The 23,732-nt window shown below is 42.9% G+C and carries 25 protein-coding genes; 3 read left to right on the forward strand and 22 right to left on the reverse strand.

Translation table 11 applies throughout. The features are described from left to right. Nucleotides 1–2: 2 nt before the first annotated feature. The 11 genes from obgE to FLA_RS26100 all read right to left on the reverse strand — a co-directional run bounded on the left by obgE (nt 3) and on the right by FLA_RS26100 (nt 8,437). A complete protein-coding gene (gene obgE / locus FLA_RS26050; protein ID WP_076375853.1) occupies nt 3–995 on the reverse strand; it encodes a GTPase ObgE in 993 nt (330 codons plus the stop codon). Nucleotides 996–1,013: 18 nt separating this feature from the next. Beyond that, on the reverse strand, nt 1,014–1,616 hold the full coding sequence (locus FLA_RS26055; RefSeq protein WP_076375855.1) for an acyltransferase: 603 nt from the start codon (nt 1,614–1,616) through the stop codon (nt 1,014–1,016). Between the two features lie 16 nt (nt 1,617–1,632). After that, the gene (locus FLA_RS26060; RefSeq protein WP_076375857.1) at nt 1,633–2,412 is read right to left on the reverse strand and encodes an enoyl-CoA hydratase-related protein; all 780 of its coding nucleotides are present in this window, start codon (nt 2,410–2,412) and stop codon (nt 1,633–1,635) included. Nucleotides 2,413–2,457: 45 nt separating this feature from the next. After that, nucleotides 2,458–2,988, reverse strand: a complete 531-nt coding sequence (paaD, locus tag FLA_RS26065) for a 1,2-phenylacetyl-CoA epoxidase subunit PaaD (protein ID WP_231940332.1) — start codon at nt 2,986–2,988, stop codon at nt 2,458–2,460. Then, complete coding sequence (gene paaC, locus FLA_RS26070; RefSeq protein ID WP_076375859.1) at nt 2,982–3,782, reverse strand: 1,2-phenylacetyl-CoA epoxidase subunit PaaC; 801 nt, start codon at nt 3,780–3,782, stop codon at nt 2,982–2,984. The genes paaD and paaC overlap by 7 nt, the downstream gene beginning before the upstream one ends. 39 nt (nt 3,783–3,821) lie before the next feature. Next, on the reverse strand, nt 3,822–4,127 hold the full coding sequence (gene paaB, locus FLA_RS26075) for a 1,2-phenylacetyl-CoA epoxidase subunit PaaB (protein WP_449528469.1): 306 nt from the start codon (nt 4,125–4,127) through the stop codon (nt 3,822–3,824). 16 nt (nt 4,128–4,143) lie between these two features. Then, nucleotides 4,144–5,094: a 1,2-phenylacetyl-CoA epoxidase subunit PaaA gene (gene paaA / locus FLA_RS26080; RefSeq protein WP_076375861.1), complete on the reverse strand. Its 951-nt coding sequence runs from the start codon at nt 5,092–5,094 to the stop codon at nt 4,144–4,146. A gap of 174 nt (nt 5,095–5,268) precedes the next feature. Then, nucleotides 5,269–5,931 carry a porin family protein gene (locus FLA_RS26085; protein ID WP_144263959.1) on the reverse strand — a complete coding sequence of 221 codons (663 nt, stop codon included), beginning with the start codon at nt 5,929–5,931 and terminating at the stop codon, nt 5,269–5,271. A gap of 82 nt (nt 5,932–6,013) precedes the next feature. Beyond that, entirely contained in the window at nt 6,014–6,370 is a 357-nt protein-coding gene (locus FLA_RS26090; RefSeq protein WP_076375865.1) for a Rieske (2Fe-2S) protein, read from the reverse strand. Nucleotides 6,371–6,379: 9 nt separating this feature from the next. After that, on the reverse strand, nt 6,380–7,570 hold the full coding sequence (hflX, locus tag FLA_RS26095; RefSeq protein WP_076375867.1) for a GTPase HflX: 1,191 nt from the start codon (nt 7,568–7,570) through the stop codon (nt 6,380–6,382). A gap of 126 nt (nt 7,571–7,696) precedes the next feature. After that, nucleotides 7,697–8,437 carry an outer membrane beta-barrel protein gene (locus FLA_RS26100; RefSeq protein WP_076375869.1) on the reverse strand — a complete coding sequence of 247 codons (741 nt, stop codon included), beginning with the start codon at nt 8,435–8,437 and terminating at the stop codon, nt 7,697–7,699. Between the two features lie 208 nt (nt 8,438–8,645). Here FLA_RS26100 and FLA_RS26105 point away from each other — a divergent pair, with 208 nt between their 5' ends. Continuing rightward, nucleotides 8,646–9,035, forward strand: a complete 390-nt coding sequence (locus tag FLA_RS26105; RefSeq protein WP_076375871.1) for a response regulator — start codon at nt 8,646–8,648, stop codon at nt 9,033–9,035. Between the two features lies 1 nt (nt 9,036). Here the strand turns inward: FLA_RS26105 and FLA_RS26110 are convergent, their stop codons facing one another. After that, nucleotides 9,037–9,675: a response regulator transcription factor gene (locus tag FLA_RS26110; protein WP_076375873.1), complete on the reverse strand. Its 639-nt coding sequence runs from the start codon at nt 9,673–9,675 to the stop codon at nt 9,037–9,039. Nucleotides 9,676–9,690: 15 nt separating this feature from the next. Continuing rightward, nucleotides 9,691–10,419, reverse strand: coding sequence for a sensor histidine kinase (locus tag FLA_RS26115; protein WP_076375875.1), 729 nt, complete (start codon nt 10,417–10,419; stop codon nt 9,691–9,693). A 377-nt stretch (nt 10,420–10,796) separates the two neighbouring features. Between FLA_RS26115 and FLA_RS26120 the strand changes: the two genes are divergently transcribed. Next, the gene (locus FLA_RS26120; RefSeq protein ID WP_076375877.1) at nt 10,797–12,056 is read left to right on the forward strand and encodes a pyridoxal phosphate-dependent aminotransferase; all 1,260 of its coding nucleotides are present in this window, start codon (nt 10,797–10,799) and stop codon (nt 12,054–12,056) included. Between the two features lie 16 nt (nt 12,057–12,072). Here FLA_RS26120 and FLA_RS26125 read toward each other — a convergent pair whose 3' ends face one another. Next, nucleotides 12,073–12,324, reverse strand: a complete 252-nt coding sequence (locus FLA_RS26125) for a hypothetical protein (RefSeq protein WP_076375879.1) — start codon at nt 12,322–12,324, stop codon at nt 12,073–12,075. Nucleotides 12,325–12,556: 232 nt separating this feature from the next. Here FLA_RS26125 and FLA_RS26130 point away from each other — a divergent pair, with 232 nt between their 5' ends. Continuing rightward, on the forward strand, nt 12,557–13,648 hold the full coding sequence (locus FLA_RS26130; protein ID WP_076375881.1) for a glycosyltransferase: 1,092 nt from the start codon (nt 12,557–12,559) through the stop codon (nt 13,646–13,648). Here the strand turns inward: FLA_RS26130 and FLA_RS26135 are convergent. The 8 genes from FLA_RS26135 to infB all read right to left on the reverse strand — a co-directional run bounded on the left by FLA_RS26135 (nt 13,632) and on the right by infB (nt 23,673). Next, nucleotides 13,632–14,126: a SixA phosphatase family protein gene (locus FLA_RS26135; RefSeq protein WP_076375883.1), complete on the reverse strand. Its 495-nt coding sequence runs from the start codon at nt 14,124–14,126 to the stop codon at nt 13,632–13,634. The genes FLA_RS26130 and FLA_RS26135 overlap by 17 nt on opposite strands. 27 nt (nt 14,127–14,153) lie before the next feature. Continuing rightward, nucleotides 14,154–15,881: an amidophosphoribosyltransferase gene (locus FLA_RS26140; RefSeq protein WP_231940333.1), complete on the reverse strand. Its 1,728-nt coding sequence runs from the start codon at nt 15,879–15,881 to the stop codon at nt 14,154–14,156. 177 nt (nt 15,882–16,058) lie between these two features. Further along, complete coding sequence (locus tag FLA_RS26145; RefSeq protein WP_076375887.1) at nt 16,059–16,622, reverse strand: NADPH-dependent FMN reductase; 564 nt, start codon at nt 16,620–16,622, stop codon at nt 16,059–16,061. Nucleotides 16,623–16,731: 109 nt separating this feature from the next. Beyond that, nucleotides 16,732–17,400: a YceI family protein gene (locus FLA_RS26150; RefSeq protein ID WP_076375889.1), complete on the reverse strand. Its 669-nt coding sequence runs from the start codon at nt 17,398–17,400 to the stop codon at nt 16,732–16,734. Nucleotides 17,401–17,449: 49 nt separating this feature from the next. Continuing rightward, on the reverse strand, nt 17,450–17,977 hold the full coding sequence (locus FLA_RS26155; RefSeq protein WP_076375891.1) for a YceI family protein: 528 nt from the start codon (nt 17,975–17,977) through the stop codon (nt 17,450–17,452). A gap of 235 nt (nt 17,978–18,212) precedes the next feature. After that, the gene (locus tag FLA_RS26160) at nt 18,213–18,617 is read right to left on the reverse strand and encodes a MarR family winged helix-turn-helix transcriptional regulator (protein ID WP_084206027.1); all 405 of its coding nucleotides are present in this window, start codon (nt 18,615–18,617) and stop codon (nt 18,213–18,215) included. A 168-nt stretch (nt 18,618–18,785) separates the two neighbouring features. Beyond that, nucleotides 18,786–20,165 (reverse strand): peptidylprolyl isomerase, encoded by a 1,380-nt coding sequence (locus tag FLA_RS26165; RefSeq protein ID WP_076375895.1) that lies wholly within the window; start codon nt 20,163–20,165, stop codon nt 18,786–18,788. A gap of 145 nt (nt 20,166–20,310) precedes the next feature. Then, nucleotides 20,311–23,673, reverse strand: a complete 3,363-nt coding sequence (gene infB / locus FLA_RS26170) for a translation initiation factor IF-2 (RefSeq protein WP_076375897.1) — start codon at nt 23,671–23,673, stop codon at nt 20,311–20,313. Nucleotides 23,674–23,732: the final 59 nt, after the last annotated feature.

Genomic DNA, 23,732 nt, shown 5'->3' on the forward strand with positions numbered 1-23,732 from the left:
TGTTATTTATTTAATATTTTCCAGAGTTCATCTTTCAGGATAACTAATCCCTGGTTGGTAACAGAAGAAATAAATAAATGCGGCACATCTGCAGGAAGTTCTGCTGCTATGGCTTCCTTCAACTCATCATCCAGCATATCGCTTTTACTGATAGCTATGAGGAAGTCTTTTTGCAGTAATTCCGGGTTGTATTGTTCCAGCTCACTAAGCAGAATGTCAAATTCCTTCTTGTGATCAGCACTATCTGCTGGTATCAGGAATAATAAGGCCGAGTTACGTTCAATATGACGTAAAAACCTGTGTCCTAACCCTTTGCCTTCTGCTGCGCCTTCAATGATACCCGGCAAATCGGCTATACAAAACGATTTACCATCGCGGTATTCTACCATTCCCAACTGAGGAGTAAGTGTGGTAAAAGCGTAATCAGCCACCTTAGGGCGTGCTGCAGTGATAGAAGATAATAAAGTAGATTTTCCTGCATTAGGGAAACCAACTAGCCCTACATCGGCTAACACCTTCAATTCCAGTGTTTTCCAGCCTTCAACCCCTTCTTCGCCGGGTTGAGCGTGATCAGGTGCCTGGTTAGTAGGGGTGGCAAAATTGGAGTTACCTAAGCCACCACGGCCGCCGGGCATCCATACAACTTCCTGCCCATCCTCCAGTATTTCAGCTTCCACCTCACCGGTTTCTTCATCACGCGTGATGGTTCCCAGAGGAACTTCAATGATAATATCTTCACCATCGCGACCGGTACAGTTGTTTTTACTGCCACCTTCGCCGTTTTCGGCCAGTACGTTTTTATAGTAACGTAGGTGCAACAGCGTCCACAACTGGGCGTTACCACGCAAAATAATGTGCCCGCCACGACCGCCATCGCCACCATCCGGGCCACCCAGTGCGGTTAATTTGTTGCGCATAAAGTGCCTGCTACCAGCACCACCATGCCCACTGCGAGCGAAAATTCTAATATAATCAATGAAATTCGTCCTCTCCATCGCGCAAATATCGGTTAATCAGCGGACTTGCTCACTTAACTGGTGCCATGTTTCGTATAAAACCTCCTGCGCAGGCCTGTTGCTATCAGGTTGACGCAGCGGTTCGCAAGGTTGCCAGTATTGCAACATATCGCCCGGTAACGATTGGTACAGCTGTGTGCCACGGGTTTTCCAGGCTATCATTTCGTCGCTCACTTCTTTAATTTTTTTAGCCGGATTGCCAGCTATCAGGCATCTTTCCGGGTATTGCTCCGCAGCTTTTATAAAGCTTAAAGCACCCACAATACATTCATCGCCCAGCAGCACTTCATCCATAATAACACTGTTCATGCCTACCAGGCAATTTCTGCCAATGGTAGCTCCGTGAATCACCGCACCATGCCCTATATGGGCCGCTTCTTTCAGCAAAACAGTAGTGCCGGGAAACATGTGTATGGTACAGTTCTCCTGCACATTGCAGCCGTCTTCAATAATAATGGCTCCCCAATCGCCACGCAGTGCGGCTCCGGGACCTATATATACATTTTTGCCGATGGTTACATTACCGGTTACGGCTGCCTGTGGATGTATAAAAGCAGTTTTATCCACTACGGGTATAAAGCCTTTGAATGAATAGATCATGCTGTACTTTTTGTTTTTAGTGGCCTTGGAATATAGCGGCTCTTTTTTCTAAAAATGCCTGTACGCCTTCTGCAAAATCGTTGGAAGCTGCCGCTTTTTGTTGCAGTTCGTCTTCTTTTTCCAGTTGTGCTTCTAATGAATTTTCAGCAGAAGCTATTAGGGCAAGTTTCGTATAAGCCAGCCCCAGTGTGGCCATTTGTGCCAGCTTGTGAGCCATTTGCAATGTTTCAGCTTCAAAAGATTCGTCTGGTATCACCTTATAAATCATCCCTAAACGTTCTGCTTCCGTGGCTGATACTTTATCACCCAGCATCATTAATGCACTGGCTTTCTGATGCCCAATTAAACGTGGTAAAAAATAGGTGCCACCGCTATCAGGGATCAGACCAATTTTAGAAAAGGCCTGTATAAAAGACGCCGAAGCAGTTGCTACCACTATATCACAAGCTAATGCAATATTGGCCCCCGCCCCTGCTGCCACTCCATTTACCGCCGCAATAACCGGCTTAGGCAGGTTGCGAATGCGGGTAATGATGGGATTGTAATGTTCGCTCAATATTCGAGCCATCCCCGGCCCATCAGGTTCTGTTACTTCCACCAGGTCCTGCCCTGCCGAAAAACCTTTTCCCGCTCCGGTGATGTACACACAGCGGATGGCTTTATCAGCACAGTCATCCAGGTAGGTTTGTAACAGTAAGGCCATTTCGCGGTTGAAGGCATTGAGCTTATCCGGCCGGTTTAGTGTGATGATAGCCACGCTATTAGTCACGTGGAAAAGAATAGGTTTTGCAGTCAAAATACACTCGTTATAAAGGTGATAGATATTCGTGAGATTTCCTTTTTAATGACACTTGAAATAGTCAAATGGTTCATGGCAGTCCAAACATTGATATAATGCTTTGCAGGCGGTTGAGCCAAACTGGCTGACCAGCTGAGTGTTAGTACTTTGGCACCTGGGGCAACAAACTGGCGTATCTTCTTCTTCAAAAAAAGAGGGTGTATGGAATTTATTTTTGCGGTACTGTGGTGGCGCTATACCATAAGCCTGTAGCTTTTTTCTCCCCGCTTCTGTCATCCAGTCGGTAGTCCATGCAGGTGATAATTCGGTATGAATTTCTACTTCCTGAAAACCATTTTGCCACAATGCCATACGTATCTGCATGCTGATGACATCCATAGCCGGGCAACCGCTGTAAGTAGGGGTAATAGTAATAAACACACGCCCCTCCACCACTGCCAGCTTACGGATAATACCCAGATCCAGCACGGTTAAAACAGGTACTTCCGGATCGTAAACGGACTCCAGTAGCTTCCATACCTTTTGTTCTTCTATGGTGCTGATGGTTGTCATGCCTGTTACGTTGTTTACCATTCGCTTCCCGGATAAGCACGTTGTAAGTGTTGCATTTCGGCCAGCAGAAAGCCCAGCAACTCGGTATGTACTCCTTTTTTACCGCCTGTTTGCTGCCATTGGCTTTGCGGAACAGATAAACCTGCTTCGTCAAAAGCCTGTTGTATGCGCTGTAACCAGGGCTGTTGTAAAGACGCCACATCTACCGCCCAGCCTTGCTGTATACCTTCTTTTTCAAAATCAACCGGCGTAAACATTTCACCTGTAAAAGGCCATAATACTTCAATGGCATGTAGCATGCGTTTGTGGCTTTCTTCCGTGCCATCTCCCAACCTTATCACCCACTCACCACTCCACTTAATATGATAGGTAGTTTCTTTAATAGCTTTTTCGGCAATAGCAGCCATTTGCACATCAGTACCCTGTTGCATTTGTTCATACACCAGGTATTGCCAGCTGCTATACAAAAACTGGCGCAGTATAGTAATGGCCCAATCGCCATTCTGTTGCTCGGCCAGTAGCAGGTTTTTAAAATCAATACCGTCGCGCAAATAAGCCAACGAGTCTTCCGTAATATCTGTAGCGCCAGGCTGTTGCGCTTTCTCAGCAGCATACTGATAAAACATACGCGCCTGTCCTATCAGGTCAAGCGCTATATTGGAAATAGCAATATCCTGTTCCAGTATAGGCCCATGGCCGCACCATTCGCTATTACGATGCCCCAGTATCAATGTAGTATCAGCAAGGTGTAGCAGGTATTGCACTAACGGTTGTGAAAGTGTAGTAAAGTATTGGTTATTTAATTGAGCAATCATTCCCCTGTTTGTGTTTAAGCAAGCAATGTCTATAGTAGTTTACATATGGGTAAGTTCGTCCGGCAAATTGTAAAAGGTGGGATGCCTGTATGCTTTATCATTAGCAGGATCATAAAAGCTACCCGCTTCATCCGGATTACTGGCATGTATATGCCTGCTTTCCACCACCCAAATACTTACCCCTTCCATACGGCGGGTATATACATCGCGGGCGTTTTCAATGGCCATTTGTGCATCAGCTGCATGTAAGCTTCCTGCATGCTTATGATCCAGCCCCTGTTTACTCCGGATAAACACCTCCCACAAAGGCCAGCTTTTTTCATTGTCACTATTCGCAATCATCATATATGTATTCTTTATGTTAAGCAGCTTCTACTGCTGCCTGGCGTTTTTTACGTTTTTCGGCATAAGCAGTGGCCGCTTCGCGTACCCAGGCTCCATTGTCCCATGCATTTTTACGGGCATCTAATCTTTGTTTATTACAAGGGCCATTGCCACGGATAACATTGTTGAACTCTGTCCAGTCAATAGCACCAAAATCATAGTGCTGTCGCTCTTCATTCCATTTCAAATCCGGATCGGGCAACGTAAAACCTAATATTTTTACCTGCTCGGCACAAACATCTACAAACTTCTGACGCAGTTCGTCGTTAGTAAAACGTTTGATCTTCCATTTCATGCTTTGAGCAGTATGTGGCGAAGCATCATCGTTAGGACCAAACATCATCACACTTGGCCACCACCAGCGATTAATTGATTCCTGCGCCATACGGCGTTGTTCAGGTGTGCCCTGGGAAAGTATCAGCAATAGTTCAAAACCTTGGCGTTGATGAAAGCTTTCTTCCTTACATACCCTTACCATAGCACGTGCATAAGGGCCATAACTATTACGGCACAGCGGCACCTGGTTCATGATGGCGGCGCCATCTACCAGCCAGCCTACAGCGCCTATATCGGCCCAAGTAAGTGTGGGGTAATTGAATATAGAAGAGTATTTAGCCTTTCCACTATGAAGTTGCTGGTACATCTGATCGCGGCTAATGCCCAACGTTTCGGCCGCAGAATACAGGTATAAACCGTGGCCGGCTTCATCCTGTACTTTGGCCAGTAGAATAGCTTTACGTTTTAATGAAGGCGCACGTGTTATCCAGTTACCCTCAGGCAACATACCTATTATTTCACTATGTGCATGCTGGCTTATCTGGCGTATTAAAGTTTGCCGGTAAGCATCAGGCATCCAGTCCTTCGGTTCGATTTTTATTTCCTGATCAATCTTGTCCTGGAAAATGTTTTCATTTTGTACGTCAGCCATCCGCAATCATTTTGTGTAAATATAAGTTTTTTTGGCGGCAGCTAACTAATGTTAGTTTAAAATATCCCTAAACCTGTGTTTCCTATTCCATAACATATGTATCTGATTATCAGGCATAGAAAAAGGGAATGCGCTCACGCGCATTCCCTTTTTCTATGAATAAATTCTTATGATCTAGTTAATAACCAGTGCAATACCAATTTGCGCCTGGTTAGAATTCCATTTGTAGCCTTTAGTAGTGGGGATATCTAAAACATTAGATACTCCATAAGTGTAACGACCAAAAATTCTAAACTTGTCTAGTGTTAAGGTTATACCACCCGCAACCGCAAATTCAGATTTTTTAAATGAAGGCTTGCTATCTTTTAACAGGTTATCGTCTTCATAAACCAACAGGTTGTATTGTGGACCAGCATCTACCGCAATAACGCTGGTTGCATGGAATCTGAACAACAAAGGCACACTTAAATAATGCAGCTTTATTTTCTCATCTGAGCTGGACAAAGCAACTCCATCCTCGAAGTAACGAGTTTGAAAATCGTCTGTGCGCTTTAAATTATGAAGAGAATAATATAATTCCGGAACAAAATCGAACCTTTTACTCAGTTTTACTTCTGCAAAAGCACCGAAATCAACCCCTTGTTGTAAAGAACTTTTAATACCCTCTCCTGAAATATTAGAAAAGTTCATACCCGCTTTTAAACCGTAGTAAACACGCTTGATTTTTTCTTTCTGCTTTTGCTGGGCTTGTACACCCGCAGCAGCGAAAGCCATTATAACAAGCAATAAAAACGCCCTTTTCATGAAACGATATTTTAAAGGTTGATGAATATACACAATGATAATTGATAGCTAAAGCAGGATATTGTTATTATAGACAAGCCCTGTTTTTATGTCTGCAAACATAAGCAGTTGCTCTTTAGGATAACCAACTAAATAAACCGCTCTCTTCTATCCCTACAAAAATGCCATCCTGCCGTTGCTCTACAACATATGTTTTTAAATAATACCCTTCTCCGGTTACATTACGCCCGTTTTGCATATTAAACTTATAACGATGCAATGGACACACCACATTTCCTACAGCATCCATAAAGCCATCGGCCATAATGCCACTGGCATGCGGACATTTATGTGCAAAGGCAAATATGTTATCTGCTGTGCGGCCTAATGTAATTTTCTTACCTCCGGCTTCTGTTATCAGCATGTTGTTAGACTGCCAGGGCAGCTCTGTTGCTGCATCAGCCAGTTTATGCCAGGTAATTTTTTTTGCCATAGCAGCCGATTAATAGAAGTGAGCTGTTTTGTATGGGTATCTGATTTTATACATATCACGTACCCGTGTTAATATAAAATCACGCAGGTTGTCAATGTTGATTCTTTCCAATGCCGATACAAAAATGCAGTTGTTGTCGGTGATATGCTCCCATTTCTCACGCAGCTCTCTCAATATCTCCTGCTTTACATCTGCTTCCAGCCACGAATCAAAGTTCTTCTCTTCATATAAATCCATTTTGTTAAAAATGGTAAGAATAGGTTTTTCGAAGGCTTTTAATTCCTGTAGCGTTTTATTTACCACACCAATATGCTCCTCATGCTGCGCGTGTGATATATCCACCACATGTAGTAGTATATCGGCTTCACGCACTTCATCCAGTGTGCTTTTAAAACTCTCTACCAGGTGGTGTGGTAATTTTCTGATAAACCCTACGGTATCACTCAGCAGGAAAGGCGTGTTTTCAAACACCACTTTGCGGGTAGTAGTATCTAACGTGGCAAACAGTTTATTCTCTGCAAACACCTCACTTTTACTCAGCAGGTTCATAATCGTGCTTTTGCCCACATTGGTATACCCCACCAGGGAAACACGTATAAACTCGCCCCGCTCTTTACGCTGTGTAAACGCCTGCTTGTCAAATTCACTCAAACGCTTGCGCAGTAAAGAAATTTTATCTTTTACAATACGACGGTCCGTTTCAATTTCTGTTTCACCGGGGCCCCTGGTACCAATACCACCACCCTGGCGTTCCAGGTGTTTCCACATCCCTTTCAGGCGTGGTAACAGGTATTGATATTGCGCTAACTCTACCTGCACTTTCGCAGGTGCTGTGCGGGCTCGGCGGGCAAAAATGTCCAGTATCAAATCGCTTCGGTCAATGGTTTTGGTACCCAGTTCTTTCTCAATGTTGATGATTTGCGAACCGGTTAACTCATCGTCGAAAATAATCAGGTCAATTTCCTTGCCCTGTATATATTGCTTTATCTGTTCCAGTTTGCCCTTTCCAATAAAGGTGCGGCTATCCGGGTGAGGTAATTTTTGAGTGAATTTTTTAACAGCAGTAGCGCCTGCTGTTTCTGCCAGAAATGCCAGTTCGTCAAGGTATTCTTCCACCTGCTCGTTGGTTTGGTCTTTTTGAACAAGACCTACCAGCACCGCCTTTTCTTCACTTTTAATTGTCTGTTGCTTCTCTATCAAATGACTACTATTTTATGCAAATTTAGTTGAAGGAGTTCTATGCCAATAAAAAATGGTTGACAAGCTGAAAAGGAAGATATTTCCAGTTCAATTTGTCAACCATTTATATAAAGTAATGTGTTTTAACTATAAACCGCTAAATGTAAGACCAATCTGGTAAGGACGAATTTCCGGACCTGCACCTGATTTCAGGAAAGAGGTAATGGAATAAGCTCCTGACAAGGAAATATGGCCTAAACCAATACGACCAGTTGCCGCCAAACGTGTACTGTTAATAAAATGCTTATCACTTTCCTTCATGATATAAGAACCGCTGTAAATGCTACTTCCAGCGCTGTTAATCGCATTTTTACCCTTGGTATAAGCTTTTAATAATAAGCCCAGCTTTAAGCCTGCTGCAAATTTGAAGCCTTTACCGGTTTCAGGATTTTGAGAATACCTGATCTCTACAGGCACATCAAAATAGATAGAGGTAAGCTTAAACTTCTTATAGTGGTTGGTAGAAGCAGAAGACACATCTGTAAAAGGCAAAGTAGAACTTGTTGCTTTCAGGTTCACATACTTGTCTTTAAAGAAGATGTTGTCACTTCCAATACCCGCACCTATCCCTAAACTATAGTTAGGGTTACTTTTAAAAGGCTTGTCCAGCATGAAATAGATGTTAAAGTGCCTTGAAAAACCTCCCGGTTTGGCACTATCAGGCACGGCAGACCATCCTGACACCCCATACTGAATCATCAAATGATCGTTTGCACGATTACTTAAGTCAAACATTCCAGACTTTTTCACAGTCTTACTAGAATCCTGTGCCTTTAGCGAACCTATAGCAGCCAGTGCAATACAAGCTGCAAATACTCTTTTCATCATGCAGTTTTTGTTAACCGGGCAAAAATAACAGAAATGGATTCACATATCAGGTTAAAAATTAGCCAAATTGAATAATCAGGGTAAAAAAATAAACCGCTATCCCTTAGATTCTGATTTCCCGGTTTAAAAAAAGTATCCTAATTTCAAAACCATTAAAGAGGATTTGCCCTAATATCCCCAAAACCAAAGCTTTTTTTGAATCTAAGCTATGAAAATATTAATTGTAGAAGATGAGCCGTTTATTTTACAAACGCTGGAAGAATGCTTGAAATCGGGCGGTTATGAGGTAATCACTGCACGTGACGGTCGTGATGCATTGATATCATTGCAGAAAAGCCCGCCTGATTTAATATTAACTGACATCATGATGCCCTACACTTCAGGGCTGGAACTAATAGGTATTACCCGTTCTTCTGGTCGTATGGAAATTCCTATTATCGTGCTTTCCGGCATAGATGAAGAAGCCACTGTAATGGAAGCTTTTCGCCTGGGCGCCGATGATTTTATATCCAAACCATTCAACGCCCCCGAATTGTTACTGCGGGTAAAGCGACTATTATTAATAAGTCCGCGTAAAAACAATAAAACCGCTTCCTGAACTAAATTTTAAACAACCCGTTTCTGATAGCATACAACACCAGCCCAACACGTGAGGTGGTGTCCAGCTTATCAAATAAGCTGCTACGCAAACTTTCTACGGTACGGGGCGCAATGTTCATGTCACTGGCCATTTCTTTATACGACTTCTCCGAGCAACAAAGCCGGAGAAACTGTACTTCCTTTTCGTTCAGATCGTGTACTTCCCTTGCATCTACGCCTTTATTAATAAAGTGCACCATTTTGCCCGATACCAGCTCGTTGGTACAATAACCTTTGTGCACAATGCTGTGTAACGAGGAGCGCAACACCTCGGGTTTGCTGTCTTTCAGCATATAACCACGGGCTCCGTTACGCAACATGCGTATGATAGAAGCATCATTATCTAACATGGAAAGTACCAGTATCTTAATCTCGGGGCGGTTTTCTTTGATCCATTTGGCCGTTTCAAAACCATCCATTTCGGGCATATTAATATCTAATAGCACCACGTCCGGATCGGTGTTGGTTTGGAGTTGCTGAATAAAGTGTTTTCCGTTATCAGCTTCAAAAATTACCTGGTAATGGCCAAAACTGGTTATAACAGCCGACAAACCGCTTCTCAATAAAGCATGGTCGTCTACCAAAGCTATTTTAATCATACCGTGTGTGTATTCTTATAAGGGTTGTAAAGTAATGGCTACTTCTGTGCCCTGGCCCGGTGCTGTATCAATAGTCATTTGTGCATTCACCAGCCTGGCACGTTGTTGCAGATTTTTAAGGCCGATTCCTGTTTTGGAATCATCCATGTTGTCCTTATCAAATCCCACCCCATCATCTTTCACAGACAGCACGACCGCATTTTCTGCCGTGTGCAAATGTACTGTTATCAGGCCAGCCTGAGCATGTTTTAAGATATTATTGAATAATTCCTGCACCATTCTGAATACAATAATTACCTGTTCTTCATGTAACAGGCAATCAATATCCCCACCCGTGAGAGTGGTATGTATCGACGCCGCTTTTTCAATCATATACAACTCATGAGCAATCGCCGCCTTTAATCCAATGTCAGCGATTTTCTCGCCATTCAAACTTTTGCTTAAATCCCGCAGATCGGAAATGGCTTTTCCCACCAGCTCGTCTGTCATACTTAATTTCTCCTGCAGGTTGCCCTCATGAATGGTATTAAGGTTAAGCTTGACCAGGCTTAACACCTGCCCTATATTATCGTGTATTTCCTGGCTGATGTTACGAAAGGTTTGCTCCTGTATTTCCAGTTGGGATTGTAATAATATATGCTCATACTGACTTTGCATATGATGCAGGTCGGCCTGGTGCATGGCTCTTCGCTTAAGCAGTTGCACAATAAGCAGGTAAAAGAATATGGTAAAGAATAGAAGCATTGTAGCGGCGGCTATAATAAAATGATACAGATTATTGATACAGCTTTAAGCTATAACGGGTATATAGCTTAAAGCGTTGGGTATTGTATATAAAAAAAGAGCAGCCGCTCTTCTTTACCGACCTTCTTCTGTAAGCATAGGTGTACTATTGCGGTTAGCAACGGCATATACGTATCGCTGTAAAACAACAATTTCATGATGCAATAGTATTCATTTGGGTTTTCCTGCTTATAGTTTTCTCAATCAGAATTCCGGACAAAGAAACAGTAGTATGCGTAAGCATGCGAGCAGTTTCCCCCAGCTGTTACTGTGATTTTTCACGCACCCGTTTTGAAAAAAATGGCTATAGCTTCCCCCTCTATCCCTAACTTTACCGTATGAGTAAACTTAGTACGCTTGCCGAGACTTTAATAGGTTCTGAAATAGTGCGTTTGGGAAATGAAATTAACGACCGCATCAGACAGGGTGAAAAGATTTACAATTATACCATTGGCGACTTCGACCCCGCTATTTTTCCTATTCCTAAAGAACTGGAACAACTTATTATTGAAAGCTACCAGAAAGGCTACACCAATTATCCTCCGGGTGATGGGTTAGGCGAACTGCGTTCTGCCGTTGCTTCTTTTATAAAAGATTGGGAGGGCATAGAATATGCTCCTAACGAAGTATTAATTGCAGCCGGCGGCCGTCCATTGATCTATACCATTTTCAAAACGATAGTAGACGCTGGCGATAAAGTGATTTATGCAGTTCCTTCCTGGAACAATAACCACTATACGCACTTAACCAATGCGCAGCATTGCGTAATAGAAGCAACCCCCGAAAATAATTTCATGCCACTGGCAGCTGACATTGCCCCACACATTAAAGGCGCAGCACTTATTTGTTTGTGTACCCCACAAAACCCTACTGGCACCACCTTGCCAGAAGCGGAACTGAAAAAAATATGTGACCTGGTATTAGCCGAAAACGCCAGTCGTGGTGAAGATGAAAAGAAACTGTATGTGATGTACGATCAAATGTACTGGACACTCACCTACGGTAACACGCAACACGCCAATCCTATTTCAGTAAACCCTGCAATGAAGCCTTATACCATTTTTGTGGATGGTATGTCTAAAGCTTTTGCAGCAACAGGCGTACGTGTAGGTTGGGCATTAGGTCCCGTGCATGTAATTAATAAAATGAAAGCCCTGCTAAGTCATCTGGGAGCCTGGAGCCCTATGGCAGAACAAAAAGCAGCAGCGTTATACTTACAGCAAAAGCCAGCCATCGAAAAATACCTGGCGCATTATAAGCAGGAACTGGAAGAAAGACTTACCGGCATTTATAATGGCTTTATTGCATTGAAACAGAAAGGTTATGCGGTAGACGCTGTTGCCCCACAAGCAGCAATCTATCTTACTATTCAATTAAACCTGGCTGGTAAGAAAACAGAAGATGGTACCGTATTGGAAGATCAGAATGCCGTTACCAGCTATATATTAGGCAAAGCAAAACTGGCAGTGGTGCCTTTCTATGCTTTTGGAGCTGATAAACAATCACCCTGGTACCGTTTGAGTGTTGGCACCTGTAAGAAGGAAGAAATTACAGCCATGCTGGCAGGTTTGGAAGCTGCGCTGGCAGCACTTCAATAGAAGTGGTAGTTACGGATTAATTTTTATTATTGATAAATACAAAGGGTTTCACATCCTTTCTTGCCTGAAGCACCTTACAAATTGCGGCAGGTTTTACGATGACTTTGTGCCTGTTAATGTCGATTACTTCGTTAACGGCACAAAAGACATTCATGTTTTCTACATGATACAGCAATTCATTCAGCGATTCTACCTCTTGTTCAAGCGCCTCAGGATCGGATTCATCTCTCCTTGTAAGTACCAGTAAATCTCTATTCTGACTAAACATATCTCACACCCTGGTTTTACACTATATTGGACATTTTAAATTAACCAACAATGCCTCTGCGAGGAGGACAACCACACTTGCTCTTATAGGAGTTGCCAAAAATCCCGCACGATGCCATCAGCACACTTATTAATAACAATAAAAAAATAGTTTGGTTTATCTTACGCCCCATATAATTATGTGTGTTTCTAAATTACGGTAAATTAAGTACAAAACAGGTAGTAAACTCATTTTGACAAAAATTTCTAATATATCCGTAGCCCTGGTTGCTCCCCTCGATTGGGGCCTTGGCCACACTACCCGCTGCATACCTGTTATACATCAATTACAACAGTGTGGTTACCAAGTTTTTGTAGCTGCCGAAGGCGCACAGGTACATTTGCTGCAACAGGAATTTCCTGGTATTACCATTCTCCCTTTACGTGGCTACCGCATCCAGTATACACAACATAAACGTTGGTTGGCGCTAAAAATTTTACAACAGCTCCCTAAAATTATCCGCACCATTCGTTACGAGCATATATGGCTGCAAAAACAGGTGAAGGAATATGACATTCAACTGGTTATTTCAGATAACCGTTTTGGTTTCTGGCATAAACGCGTTACCAGCATTTTTATCACCCATCAGCTAAGTATCCAGGCCCCTTTTGCATGGGTGCGCCACTTACTACGATGGATCAATTACCGTCATATTCAACGTTATAATGCCTGCTGGATACCCGATATGGCCCACCAACAGGCCAATATTGCAGGCAGCTTATCACACCCACGCCAATTACCTGCCATACCTACCCGGTATATCGGCCCCCTATCACGATTTACTCCCGTAACTACTTCTCTTCCTTATAAATACAAATGGCTGTTCATTCTTTCAGGACCAGAACCACAACGCAGTTTACTGGAAACTAAACTGCTATCCTTAGTCGATCAGTTAAAAGCCCCCGTCTTACTACTAAGAGCAAAACCGGGTACTACAGATTTGCCAACTGCACCCGCCAATTGTACCGTGGTAAATCATCTCGCTTCCACGCAAATGCAACAGGTAATAGCTGAAAGCGAATACATTGTAAGCCGTTCGGGATATACTACTGTTATGGAGCTGTTGTCACTGCAAAAGAAAGCAGTGCTGATACCTACACCCGGACAAACGGAACAGGAATATCTGGCCACCCGCTTACAACAACAACATTGGAGCTATTGCTGTAACCAGCAAGACGACCTGTTGTATCATTTCAACCAGGCCCTCTCTTTTACCTACCAATTACCGGTAATACCCAATCATCAATTGGAAGAAGCCATTTCCAACATTAAACATCCAGCTTAGGATAATCAAAAAACAGGAAATGCTTGTCAGCATCTGCAAATTCACTCCAGCTGGTAATAGCTACCGAAATAGCAAATACGCCACAAGTAGGCATATTGTCTAAATGTACCTGGGTAAGTGTGTTAATAAAGTCTGTGATACCCGGATTGTGAGAGAAGATAATAACCGAGTTCCAGCTGTCTTGTAATTCAGCTATGGTTTTATAAAAGGTTGCAGCAGGCGCATGGTATAAGGCCTGAACCTGATAAATATCGGCTTCTTTTATACCATACGCTTCTGCAAAATAACCTGCGGTAGTAATAGCCCTGCGTGCAGAACTTGATACAAACGCATCTATATAGGGCACCCTGTTTAATAGCCTTTGAGCCATTACCGGGGCATTTTTCCGTCCGCGATCATTTAAAGGCCGGTCAAAATCAGTTTGCTCCAGATTGTGCCAGCTGCTTTTTGCATGTCTTACGAGGATCAGCGTTTTCATATGAGAATAAATATACTAAGAGATTTTTTAGTATCCCCTTACGTTCTTCCCATCCATGTAGTTGATAAATGCTTTATTCACTACCCTGTTACCTCCTGGTGTTGGATAATTACCGGTAAAATACCAGTCACCAGTGTTGGTAGGACAGCTATCATGCAAATCTTCAATAGTTTGGTAGATAACTTCTACAGGTAATGAAAGATCACTTGGCGTAATCAACTGTGCAATTTTTGCAGATATTTCATCCGGAGTAAAAGAGTTATACACCTTCTTCACCAGATTCTCTGTATGCAGCTGATTGGTACGCTGTAACTCTTTACATTCTTCGTAAATGTCATTTAACACACTTTCCTGACCTCTTTCCTTCAACAATTCAATAGCAGCACGGAACGCGATAAAATCACCAATCTTACTCATGTCAATACCGTAACAATCCGGATAACGGATCTGTGGCGCAGAAGAGACTACAATGATCTTCTTAGGCTGCAAGCGGGATAACATGCGAATGATACTTTCCTTTAAAGTAGTACCACGTACAATAGAATCATCAATTACTACCAGCGTGTCCAAACCTTTTTGAACAGTACCATAAGTAATATCATATACGTGCTGTACCATCTCGTTACGGCTGGCATCTTCTGTAATAAAGGTGCGCAGCTTCACGTCTTTAATGGCAATTTTCTCCTGGCGAATTTTACGGGTAATCATCTCCTGTAATTTCTCTTCCGAGAAGTCTTCACCCCAGCTCATAATACGTTGTATTTTAATCTGGTTCAGGTAATCTTCCATACCTTTTACCAGGCCATAAAATGCAACCTCTGCTGTATTGGGAATATAAGAGAAGATAGTATGTTTTAAATCGTGGTCGATGTTTTCCAGTACACGGTGGCTCAGGTGATAACCTAAAGCAATACGCTCCCGGTAAATTTTTTCATCGCTACCACGGCTAAAGTAAATACGTTCAAAACTACAAGCCCTTCTTTCTTTAGCCTCCTGCACTTGCTCTATACGATAATTGCCATCGTTATCAACAATAACAGCATTACCAGGCATTAATTCCAGCACTTCATTTTCTCCTACGTTAAAGGCTGTTCTGATAGCCGCTCTTTCGCTGGCAGCCACCACCACCTCATCGTTGGCATAATAATAAGCCGGACGAATGCCATGCGCATCGCGCAGTACAAAACTATGTCCATTACCCAGTAAACCACCCACGGTATAACCACCATCAAATAATGGAGTGGCTTTTTTAAGCACAGCAGACACATCGGGGTTGTTGGGTGATTTCTCATCTTCTTTAGCCAGAAAATGATGCACCACTTCCATCATAGCCGCCAGATCGCTCTGTTTCTGAAACTCTCCCGGGTCTATATTAATAAGATCAAATAATTCCTCTGTATTTACCAGGTTAAAGTTGCCCGCCAGCGCCAGGTTTTGAGCCGGGGTAACATTGCGCTTGATAAAAGGATGACAAAATTCTACGTTGTTTTTACCCTGTGTGCCATAACGTAAATGACCTAATAGCAACTCACCCATAAAAGGCAAATGACCTTTCATTAAAGCAGGATGCTTCTTAATATCAGGCTGATATTTTTCCAGCTCTGCTACTTCTTGTCCTACTTTAAAAAACAGGTCAGCAATAGGTTGCTGAGCGTTGCTACGCATACGATGCAAAAAGGGAGAACCGTTTTCCACGTTGAGTTTAACAGCAGCGATACCGGCGCCATCCTGACCGCGGTTGTGCTGTTTTTCCATGAGCAGGTACAGTTTGTTTAGTCCGTACATTACTGTTCCATACTTCTCTAAATAATAGGAGAACGGTTTTCTGAGGCGAATGTAAGCAAGGCCACATTCATGTTTTATTTCGTCGCTCATGGTAGATCTTGAAAAGAAGCCGCAAAGGTACGATTGTTATTGTTTAAGTAACACGAATTATTCTTTGATTTGCAACAAAGGTGTTAAGCTTTCTGCCAGCCAAAGAAACTCTTTCACAAACACATCTACACTTTTTTGAAAAGCGGCATCGGTTAAAGTGCCTGTTTCATCAAATTTTTTATCGACAAAAGGTGTCACCAACATATAAGGAGAACCAATTCCAAATAAAGCATTGATTAATAGCTGTAACTGCTGACTGGCCCTGATACCTCCCAACGTTCCGGTGGAAGCCGTCACAATACCAAATGCCTTGTGATGCTGCTTGGGAAAATGATCAAAAAGCACTTTTACTGCAGGTGTATAACTGCCATTGTATTCAGGTGTAATAATAATGAATGCATTGGCAGCAAACACTCTTTTAATCAATGGTTGTAATGCTGCTGGTCCCTGATCGGATGCAGAAAATACTTCCTGCTGCATCAATGGAAATTCCCATTCCCTTACATCTATAATCTGTACGTTATAGTTGGTAGTATGTTGTAACAGGTGTTGTAAAAACAGGGCTACCCGGTAAGTAACACTTCCCTGTCTGGGACTGCCTGCAATTATTTCAATATTCATACTGCAACTTAATACAGATTTATGCTTACCTGTTGTCGAAAATGGAAGAAACGCACCAATGAGGGGTGCGTTTCTTCTATTACTTTGTGATTATCAATATAATAACCCCTTATTTTTTTGCCTTCAGGTCTAACTTCAGGTTTACTTCTTTTTGAATCATCCAATCCTGAGGATTGTTAGGTCCTTTATAGTTCATACCCCATAAAGTACGGTCAATGTTAAAATTTGCCTGAGCTTCTACAGTTTCAGCAGTGATGGTAACTTTCGCAGGGAAAGTAACATTTTTAGTACTGTCTTTCAGAGTAAGGTTACCACTGATGAAATGAGTAGCGCCTGGTAATAAGCTGGCACCTTTAGTGCTGTCATAAGCTTCTACTTTGGTGATTTCGAATTTAGCAGTTGGATATTTAGCTACATCGAAAAAGTCAGGGCTTTTCAGGTGACCTTCCAGCATAGCGCGCTTAGCGGTATCGGTAAGGTCTTTATCCTGGATAGAAGCAGTACTTACTACAAAAGAACCGCCAGTAAGGGCACCATTGTCTACTGCCAGTGTTCCGCTGGTGATAGCCAAAGAACCAGTATGAGGATCTACTCCACCTTTGTGCGCAGTATGCCATTCCAGAGTGGTAGCAGTAGGATCGATGTTGAAAGAGTTACCAGTAGTAGCTGCGGCTTCTTGCTTTTCGCCGGTAGCTGCTGCATCGGTTTTAGGAGCATCATTACAGGAAGCCAGAAATACAGCTCCAATAACAGCCAGAGAAAGTGCTTGTTTAAGCATAAAATCTTGTTTTTTGGTGATTGTTTTGTGTGTTTATGTTAAATCAGAACTAAGCTTGTTTAATCAATTGAACGTTCAGGTGCAGTTTCACTTCATCACTTACTACAATACCACCTGCTTCTGTAACAGCGCTCCAGTTTAAACCAAAGTCTTTCCTGTTAATTTTACCAGTAGCTTCAAAACCTGCTTTGGTTTGACCATAAGGGTCAACTACTGTGCCAGCATGTTCTACATCCAGGGTAATAGACTTCGTTACACCACGTACAGTAAAATCACCGGTTACAGCGTAATCACCGTCGCCTTTTTTAACTACATTGGTAGAAACGAAAGTGATTTTTGGATATTGGCCAGCAGCGAAAAAATCTTCACTTTTCAAATGCCCGTCACGCTGTTCGTTATTGGTGTTAATGCTGTCCACGTCAGCTTCAAATGAAATTTTAGCATCAGTAAAATCATCATTATCAGCCACCAAAGTAGCATCAAATTTTCCAAAGCTACCAGTTACGGTGCTAATCATCAGGTGTTTTACTTTAAAAGTAATGTCTGAGTGTGCTGCGTCAATTTTGTAAGTTGCCATTGTTGAATTTTTTAATTGGTTATTATTTTAATTGTTTTATGCGCTCTTTTTTGGGGTTTGCTTTAGGCATTTGCCAGTAACTATCAGTCTGTTTTTATTCGTTTACATTGCCAGTTTATCCGTTTCGTATACGCCTAAAGCGCCCCTCTTGTTCAATTGTGTTCCATTAAAATCATCCCTCTTCCATCTCCCCTCGCTCTCATTACGTGTATATACACGTATTAGATCAAAAAAATCAAGCTTCCCGGTACCTGTCTAATAAATCATTCAACAACAGCAACTCATCATCATTCAAATGGCACACATTGTTGTTGGTTTCTTCCATTATTTCGTTTACCGATTCCAGCATATCAATGCCTGTTTGTGTAAGCGTAATAACTGTTTCTCTTTTATCTTCTGCCGATGTGCTTCTGATTACCAGTTTTTTTAATTCTAACCGGTCAATAATCCTCGGTACGTTAGAACTGCGTTCAATCATGCGTCCGGCAATATCTCTCACACACATCTGATCGGGATATTTGCCTTTCAGTATCCGTAACACATTATACTGCTCCGGCGTAAGGCCATATGCTTTTAATGCATCGCTTACAGAACACTTTACATGATAAGCAGTATACATAATGTTGATTGCTGCTTTCATTCTTTGGTTTTTAAACCCTTGTGTTTGTATCGCCTTTTCGATTTTCACAATACAAATGTATGTACATACATCTATTAATGCAAATAATTTTCTTCTTTTAACAAAAAAGAAGGCAATCCGTGAGTGGATTGCCTTCCTGTTCTATGCTTAACCATTTAATTATCAACACTAATTAGCAGCTGAACCTTCAATGGAAATGGTATGACGCCATTGATCCAGGTTGCTACAATCTGCAAAATCTTTGTCTATACGGATGTAATAGCTGGGAATATGATCTGTAAACCACTTACGCATCACCAACTCTTTCTTTTCTTCTATCACTCTTTTAGCTACACGGTCATAGTCATCTTTCAGATTTTCACGGTGTGGTTCGGTACGTGATTTCAGGAATATGATACGAACAGCAGCACGACCTCTTTCATCTGTGAAAGATTGTGCAGCAGAAACATCTCCTACCTTCATGCCTTTCAATAAAGCTACCATGTCTTTATCCAGCACATCAATAGTAAGATAGTTGCTACCATCCTGTTTGTTCATAATAGCGCCACCGTTGAACTTACTGTTTTCATCATCACTGTATTTATTCACCGCTTCACCAAAAGAAAGCTGATTACCCATTACTTTAACACGAATACTATCCAGTTTGGCTTTTGCTTCTTTGATTTCGTCTTCCGTTACATTAGGTATACGCAGAATATGTCTTACCACAGCATCATCACCCGAACGGCTTACCAGTTGCAGAATGTGCAAACCAAACTTAGAACGGAAAACGTTAGAAATCTGACCTTCTTTTAAACGGAAAGCCGTAGAAAGGAAAGTAGGATCCCACATACCCTTATCGTTACGGTTCAGGTTGTATAAACCAGCATTCTCTTTTACGCCTGGATCCTGAGAATATAATTTAGCCAGCGACTCAAAGCTTTTGGTACCACCCTCTACCTGCTTCTTCCAATCGTTCAGCTGGTTGGTCACATATTCTTCTACATCCCTGTTAGGCTTTGGAAAAACAATTACCTGATTAATTTCCAGCTCACTTTCATAAAAAGCAAGACTGTCTTTAGGTATCTTATCGTAGTAGGCTTTTACTTCCACCGGAGTAACCCTGATACCATCCAGTATTTTACCACGCATCTGATCGGCCAGCTTACGTTCGCGGAAAATAGGACGGAAATCATCCTTAATCTGGTAAACAGTTTTACCGGCAATTTCTTCCAGAATTTGCTGCGAACCGTACATGTTGATAAAACCACGCACCTGGTTATCCAGTAAAGCTTCAATTTCTTCATCAGTAACCACCAATGAATCACGCTGTGCCTGCAACACCAACGCTTTACGCACCAGTTCCGATTCCAGAATTTCACACTGGGTAGGCACTACCGGACCGCCCTGCCTTTTATAATCGGCAATAGCATTAAAAATATCAGATCTCAATATGATTTTATCACCCACCTGAGCAGCGATATTATCTATCAGAAATTTTTTAGGCTGAGCCTGCGCCAGCTGAAAAACGCCCAGCACCAGCAGAGAACAAAGGAATACTTTTTTCATAAACTTAAACGCCAGGTTTGGTATCACCTGTTAATGCCTTCAAAAATAGCTATTCCCCCTATCAGAAGTGCGATGTGAAAGGGTTTTAACAAAAAAATCCCGATGTATTACACACCGGGATTTTGTATCAGTTCTAAATCAGGTACTACAAGGTACGTTTTACTTCTTCTTCTTCGAAAGCTTCGACGATATCGCCCACTTTCAAATCAGCAAAGTTTTTAATGGTTAAACCACATTCGTAACCAGTAGCCACTTCTTTCACGTCATCTTTGAAACGTTTCAGGCTGCCCAGCTCGGCATGTCCACCTTCACCTCTCGGGAATTCCACAATACCGTCACGGATGATACGTATTTTATTGTTCCTGGCAATTTTGCCATCCAATACATAACAACCCGCTACTGTTGCTTTGTCAAATTTGTATACCTCACGTACTTCTACGTTGGCCACAATTTTCTCCTGAATTTTCGGCTCCAACATACCTTCCATCGCGCTCTTGATTTCTTCAATGGCGTTATAGATGATAGAATATGTTTTAATCTGTACACCTTCTGTTTCTGCCAGCCTGTTAGCCTGCATAGAAGGACGAACGTTAAAGCCTACAATCACCGCATCAGAAGCTGTTGCTAACAACACATCACTTTCCGAGATCTGACCAACCGCTTTATGCACCACGCGCACCGCAATTTCCTGCGTACTTAATTTCTGCAATGAATCGCTTAACGCTTCTACAGAACCATCCACGTCACCTTTGATAATGATGTTCAGTTCTTTGAAGTTTCCGAGTGCCAAACGACGACCAATTTCATCCAGGGTGATATGTTTACGGGCACGTAAACCTTGTTCACGTAAAATCTGAGCACGTTTAGTAGCCACTTCTTTAGCTTCTGCTTCATCAGCGTATACTTTAAACTTCTCACCTGCCTGTGGAGCTCCGTTTAAGCCCAGTATTACTACCGGTGAACTTGGCGGAACTTCCTGCACACGCTGGTTACGTTCGTTGAACATGGCTTTTACACGTCCAAAATGCTGACCAGATACTACCAGATCGCCCTGGCGTAATGTACCGTTCTGCACCAGGATGGTAGCTACATAACCACGTCCTTTATCCAGAGAAGCTTCAATTACAGTACCGCTGGCTTCTTTTTCAGGATTAGCCTTCAAATCCAGTAATTCTGCTTCTAATAATAGTTTTTCCAATAACAGATCTACGTTCAAACCTTTTTTCGCAGACAACTCCTGGCTTTGGAACTTACCGCCCCACTCTTCTACCAGGATATTCATTTGCGATAACTGCTCGTATATCTTCTTAGGATTGGCGCCGTCTTTATCAATTTTGTTGATTGCAAACACCATTGGCAGTTGTGCCGCCTGTGCGTGCGAGATGGCTTCTTTGGTCTGAGGCATCACTGCATCATCCGCAGCCACCACAATAACCGCCACATCGGCCGCTTTGGCACCCCGGGCACGCATCGCAGTAAACGCTTCGTGACCTGGAGTATCCAGAAAGGTGATCTTCTTGCCAGTTGCAGTAGTTACCTGGTAAGCACCAATGTGCTGGGTAATACCACCTGCCTCACCGGCAACCACATTTGCGCTACGGATATAGTCAAGCAAAGATGTTTTACCGTGGTCAACGTGACCCATGATGGTTACAATTGGTGCACGGGTCACCGCATTTTCGCCATCAATTACTACATCTTCTTCATCTTCCTCTTCCACATCGTCAATTCCAATGAATTCTACTTCAAAACCAAATTCGCTGGCAACCAGTTCAATTACTTCCGCATCCAAACGTTGGTTAATCGACACCATGATGCCAAGGCCCATACACTTACTGATTACCTCAGTAAAGTTCACATCCATCAGGCTAGCCAGTTCGCTTACAGTAACAAACTCAGTTACCTGCAGTTTGTTGTCTTGTACGCCATCTCCCATAGACTCGGCAGCTTCTTCGCGTTTAGCACGACGGTATTTAGCTTTAAGGCTTTTACCACGGCCACCAGCTCCAGCCAGTTTCGCTTGCGTTTGCCTGATCTTTTCCTGTATCTCTTTTTGATCGATTTCTTTGTCTTCTCTGCGGAATCCGCCACCAGTACCAGTGTTACTATTATGAGGTCCACGGTTATTACCACCTCTGTTTGGTCCACCCTGGCCGCCACGGTTATTACCCTGACCACCTTGATGCGGAGGACGATTGCCGCCCTGTCCCTGATATGGAGGACGTTGACCACCCTGACCACCACCTTGACCCTGGTATGGAGGACGTTGACCACCCTGACCACCACCTTGACCCTGGTATGGAGGACGCTGACCGCCCTGACCACCACCTTGACCCTGGTATGGAGGACGCTGACCGCCCTGACCACCACCTTGTCCCTGGTATGGAGGACGTTGACCGCCCTGACCGCCACCCTGGCCCTGGTTACCACCTTGACCGCCTTGTTGGCCGCCTGGAGTGTTTTTGTCTAAAGGAATACGTTTGCGTTTCCTTTTTTCATCACGAGGACCAGATTTTGGCCTTGTATCGCTATCTACCGGTAAATTAATTTTACCCAGAATTTTAGGCCCTTCAATCTTATCGGCCTTAATATTTTCTATCACAGGGGCTCCGTTATCAGTTGCTGCTGGTTCCTGCTGCCTTTCTTCAGGGGCTACTTGGGCCGGCTGCTGCTCTGCTACAGGAGTTTTTTGTTCTTTTTCTTTCACCGGCTCCGGCTCTTTTGCCACAACAGGTTGTGGCTGCGGTTTCGGTTCTTCCTTCACAGGTTCTGCTATTTCCTGCTTAGGCTGTTGTTGTGGAATTTCCTTTTTCTCTGCTACCGGTGGCTGATCAGCTGCTTTAGGCTGCTGCTGTACCGGCGCTTCTGTTTTAGGCTTATTCTGGTTCGTATTATTGGAAGGAACCACTTTTTTAGGCCTCGTAGAAGAGTCAATGGCTGACAAATCTATTTTATTGATGATTTTAGGCCCGCCAATACCTGTTACAGGTACTTTGGTTACTTCCTGCTCGGTTGCAGGCGCTTGCGGTTGTGGTTTTTCTTCTGCTATTGGTTGAACCGGGGGAGCTTCTGCCACCACCTTAGGTTCTTCTTTCGCCACCACTACCGGTTGTACTTCTACCGGCTTGGGTTCTTCTTTTGGTTTTTCCGGTTCTTTTACCGGCTCAGCCTCCACTACTGGTGGCTTTTCTACCTTAGGCTCTTCTTTCGGTGCAACAGCTTTTTTTGCTGCCGCCGCTGCCGCAGCAGCTGCTTCCTCTTCTTCCTTCTTCTTCTTCTCTGCCTGCATTCCCTTCGGAATTTCAATCTGGTCAGCTTTGTTCTTTGCTACCTTATCACTCTGAAACTCGCGCTGCAAAGCATGATACATGGGCTCTGACAGCTTAGCAGTAGCTTTCAGATCATCCCTCATAAATCCTTTGCCAACAAGGAATTCAACCAGCGTATCCTGGCCTATGTTGAATTCCTTGGCGGCAGCCAACAACCTTGGTAATTTCAATTCTGACATATTAATTTCACTTCTCCAACCTTTGCAACCTTGCAGTATTGGAGAATTTTTTTGACATT

It is taken from the genome of Filimonas lacunae (assembly GCF_002355595.1).
Taxonomy (GTDB): Bacteria; Bacteroidota; Bacteroidia; order Chitinophagales; family Chitinophagaceae; genus Filimonas; species Filimonas lacunae.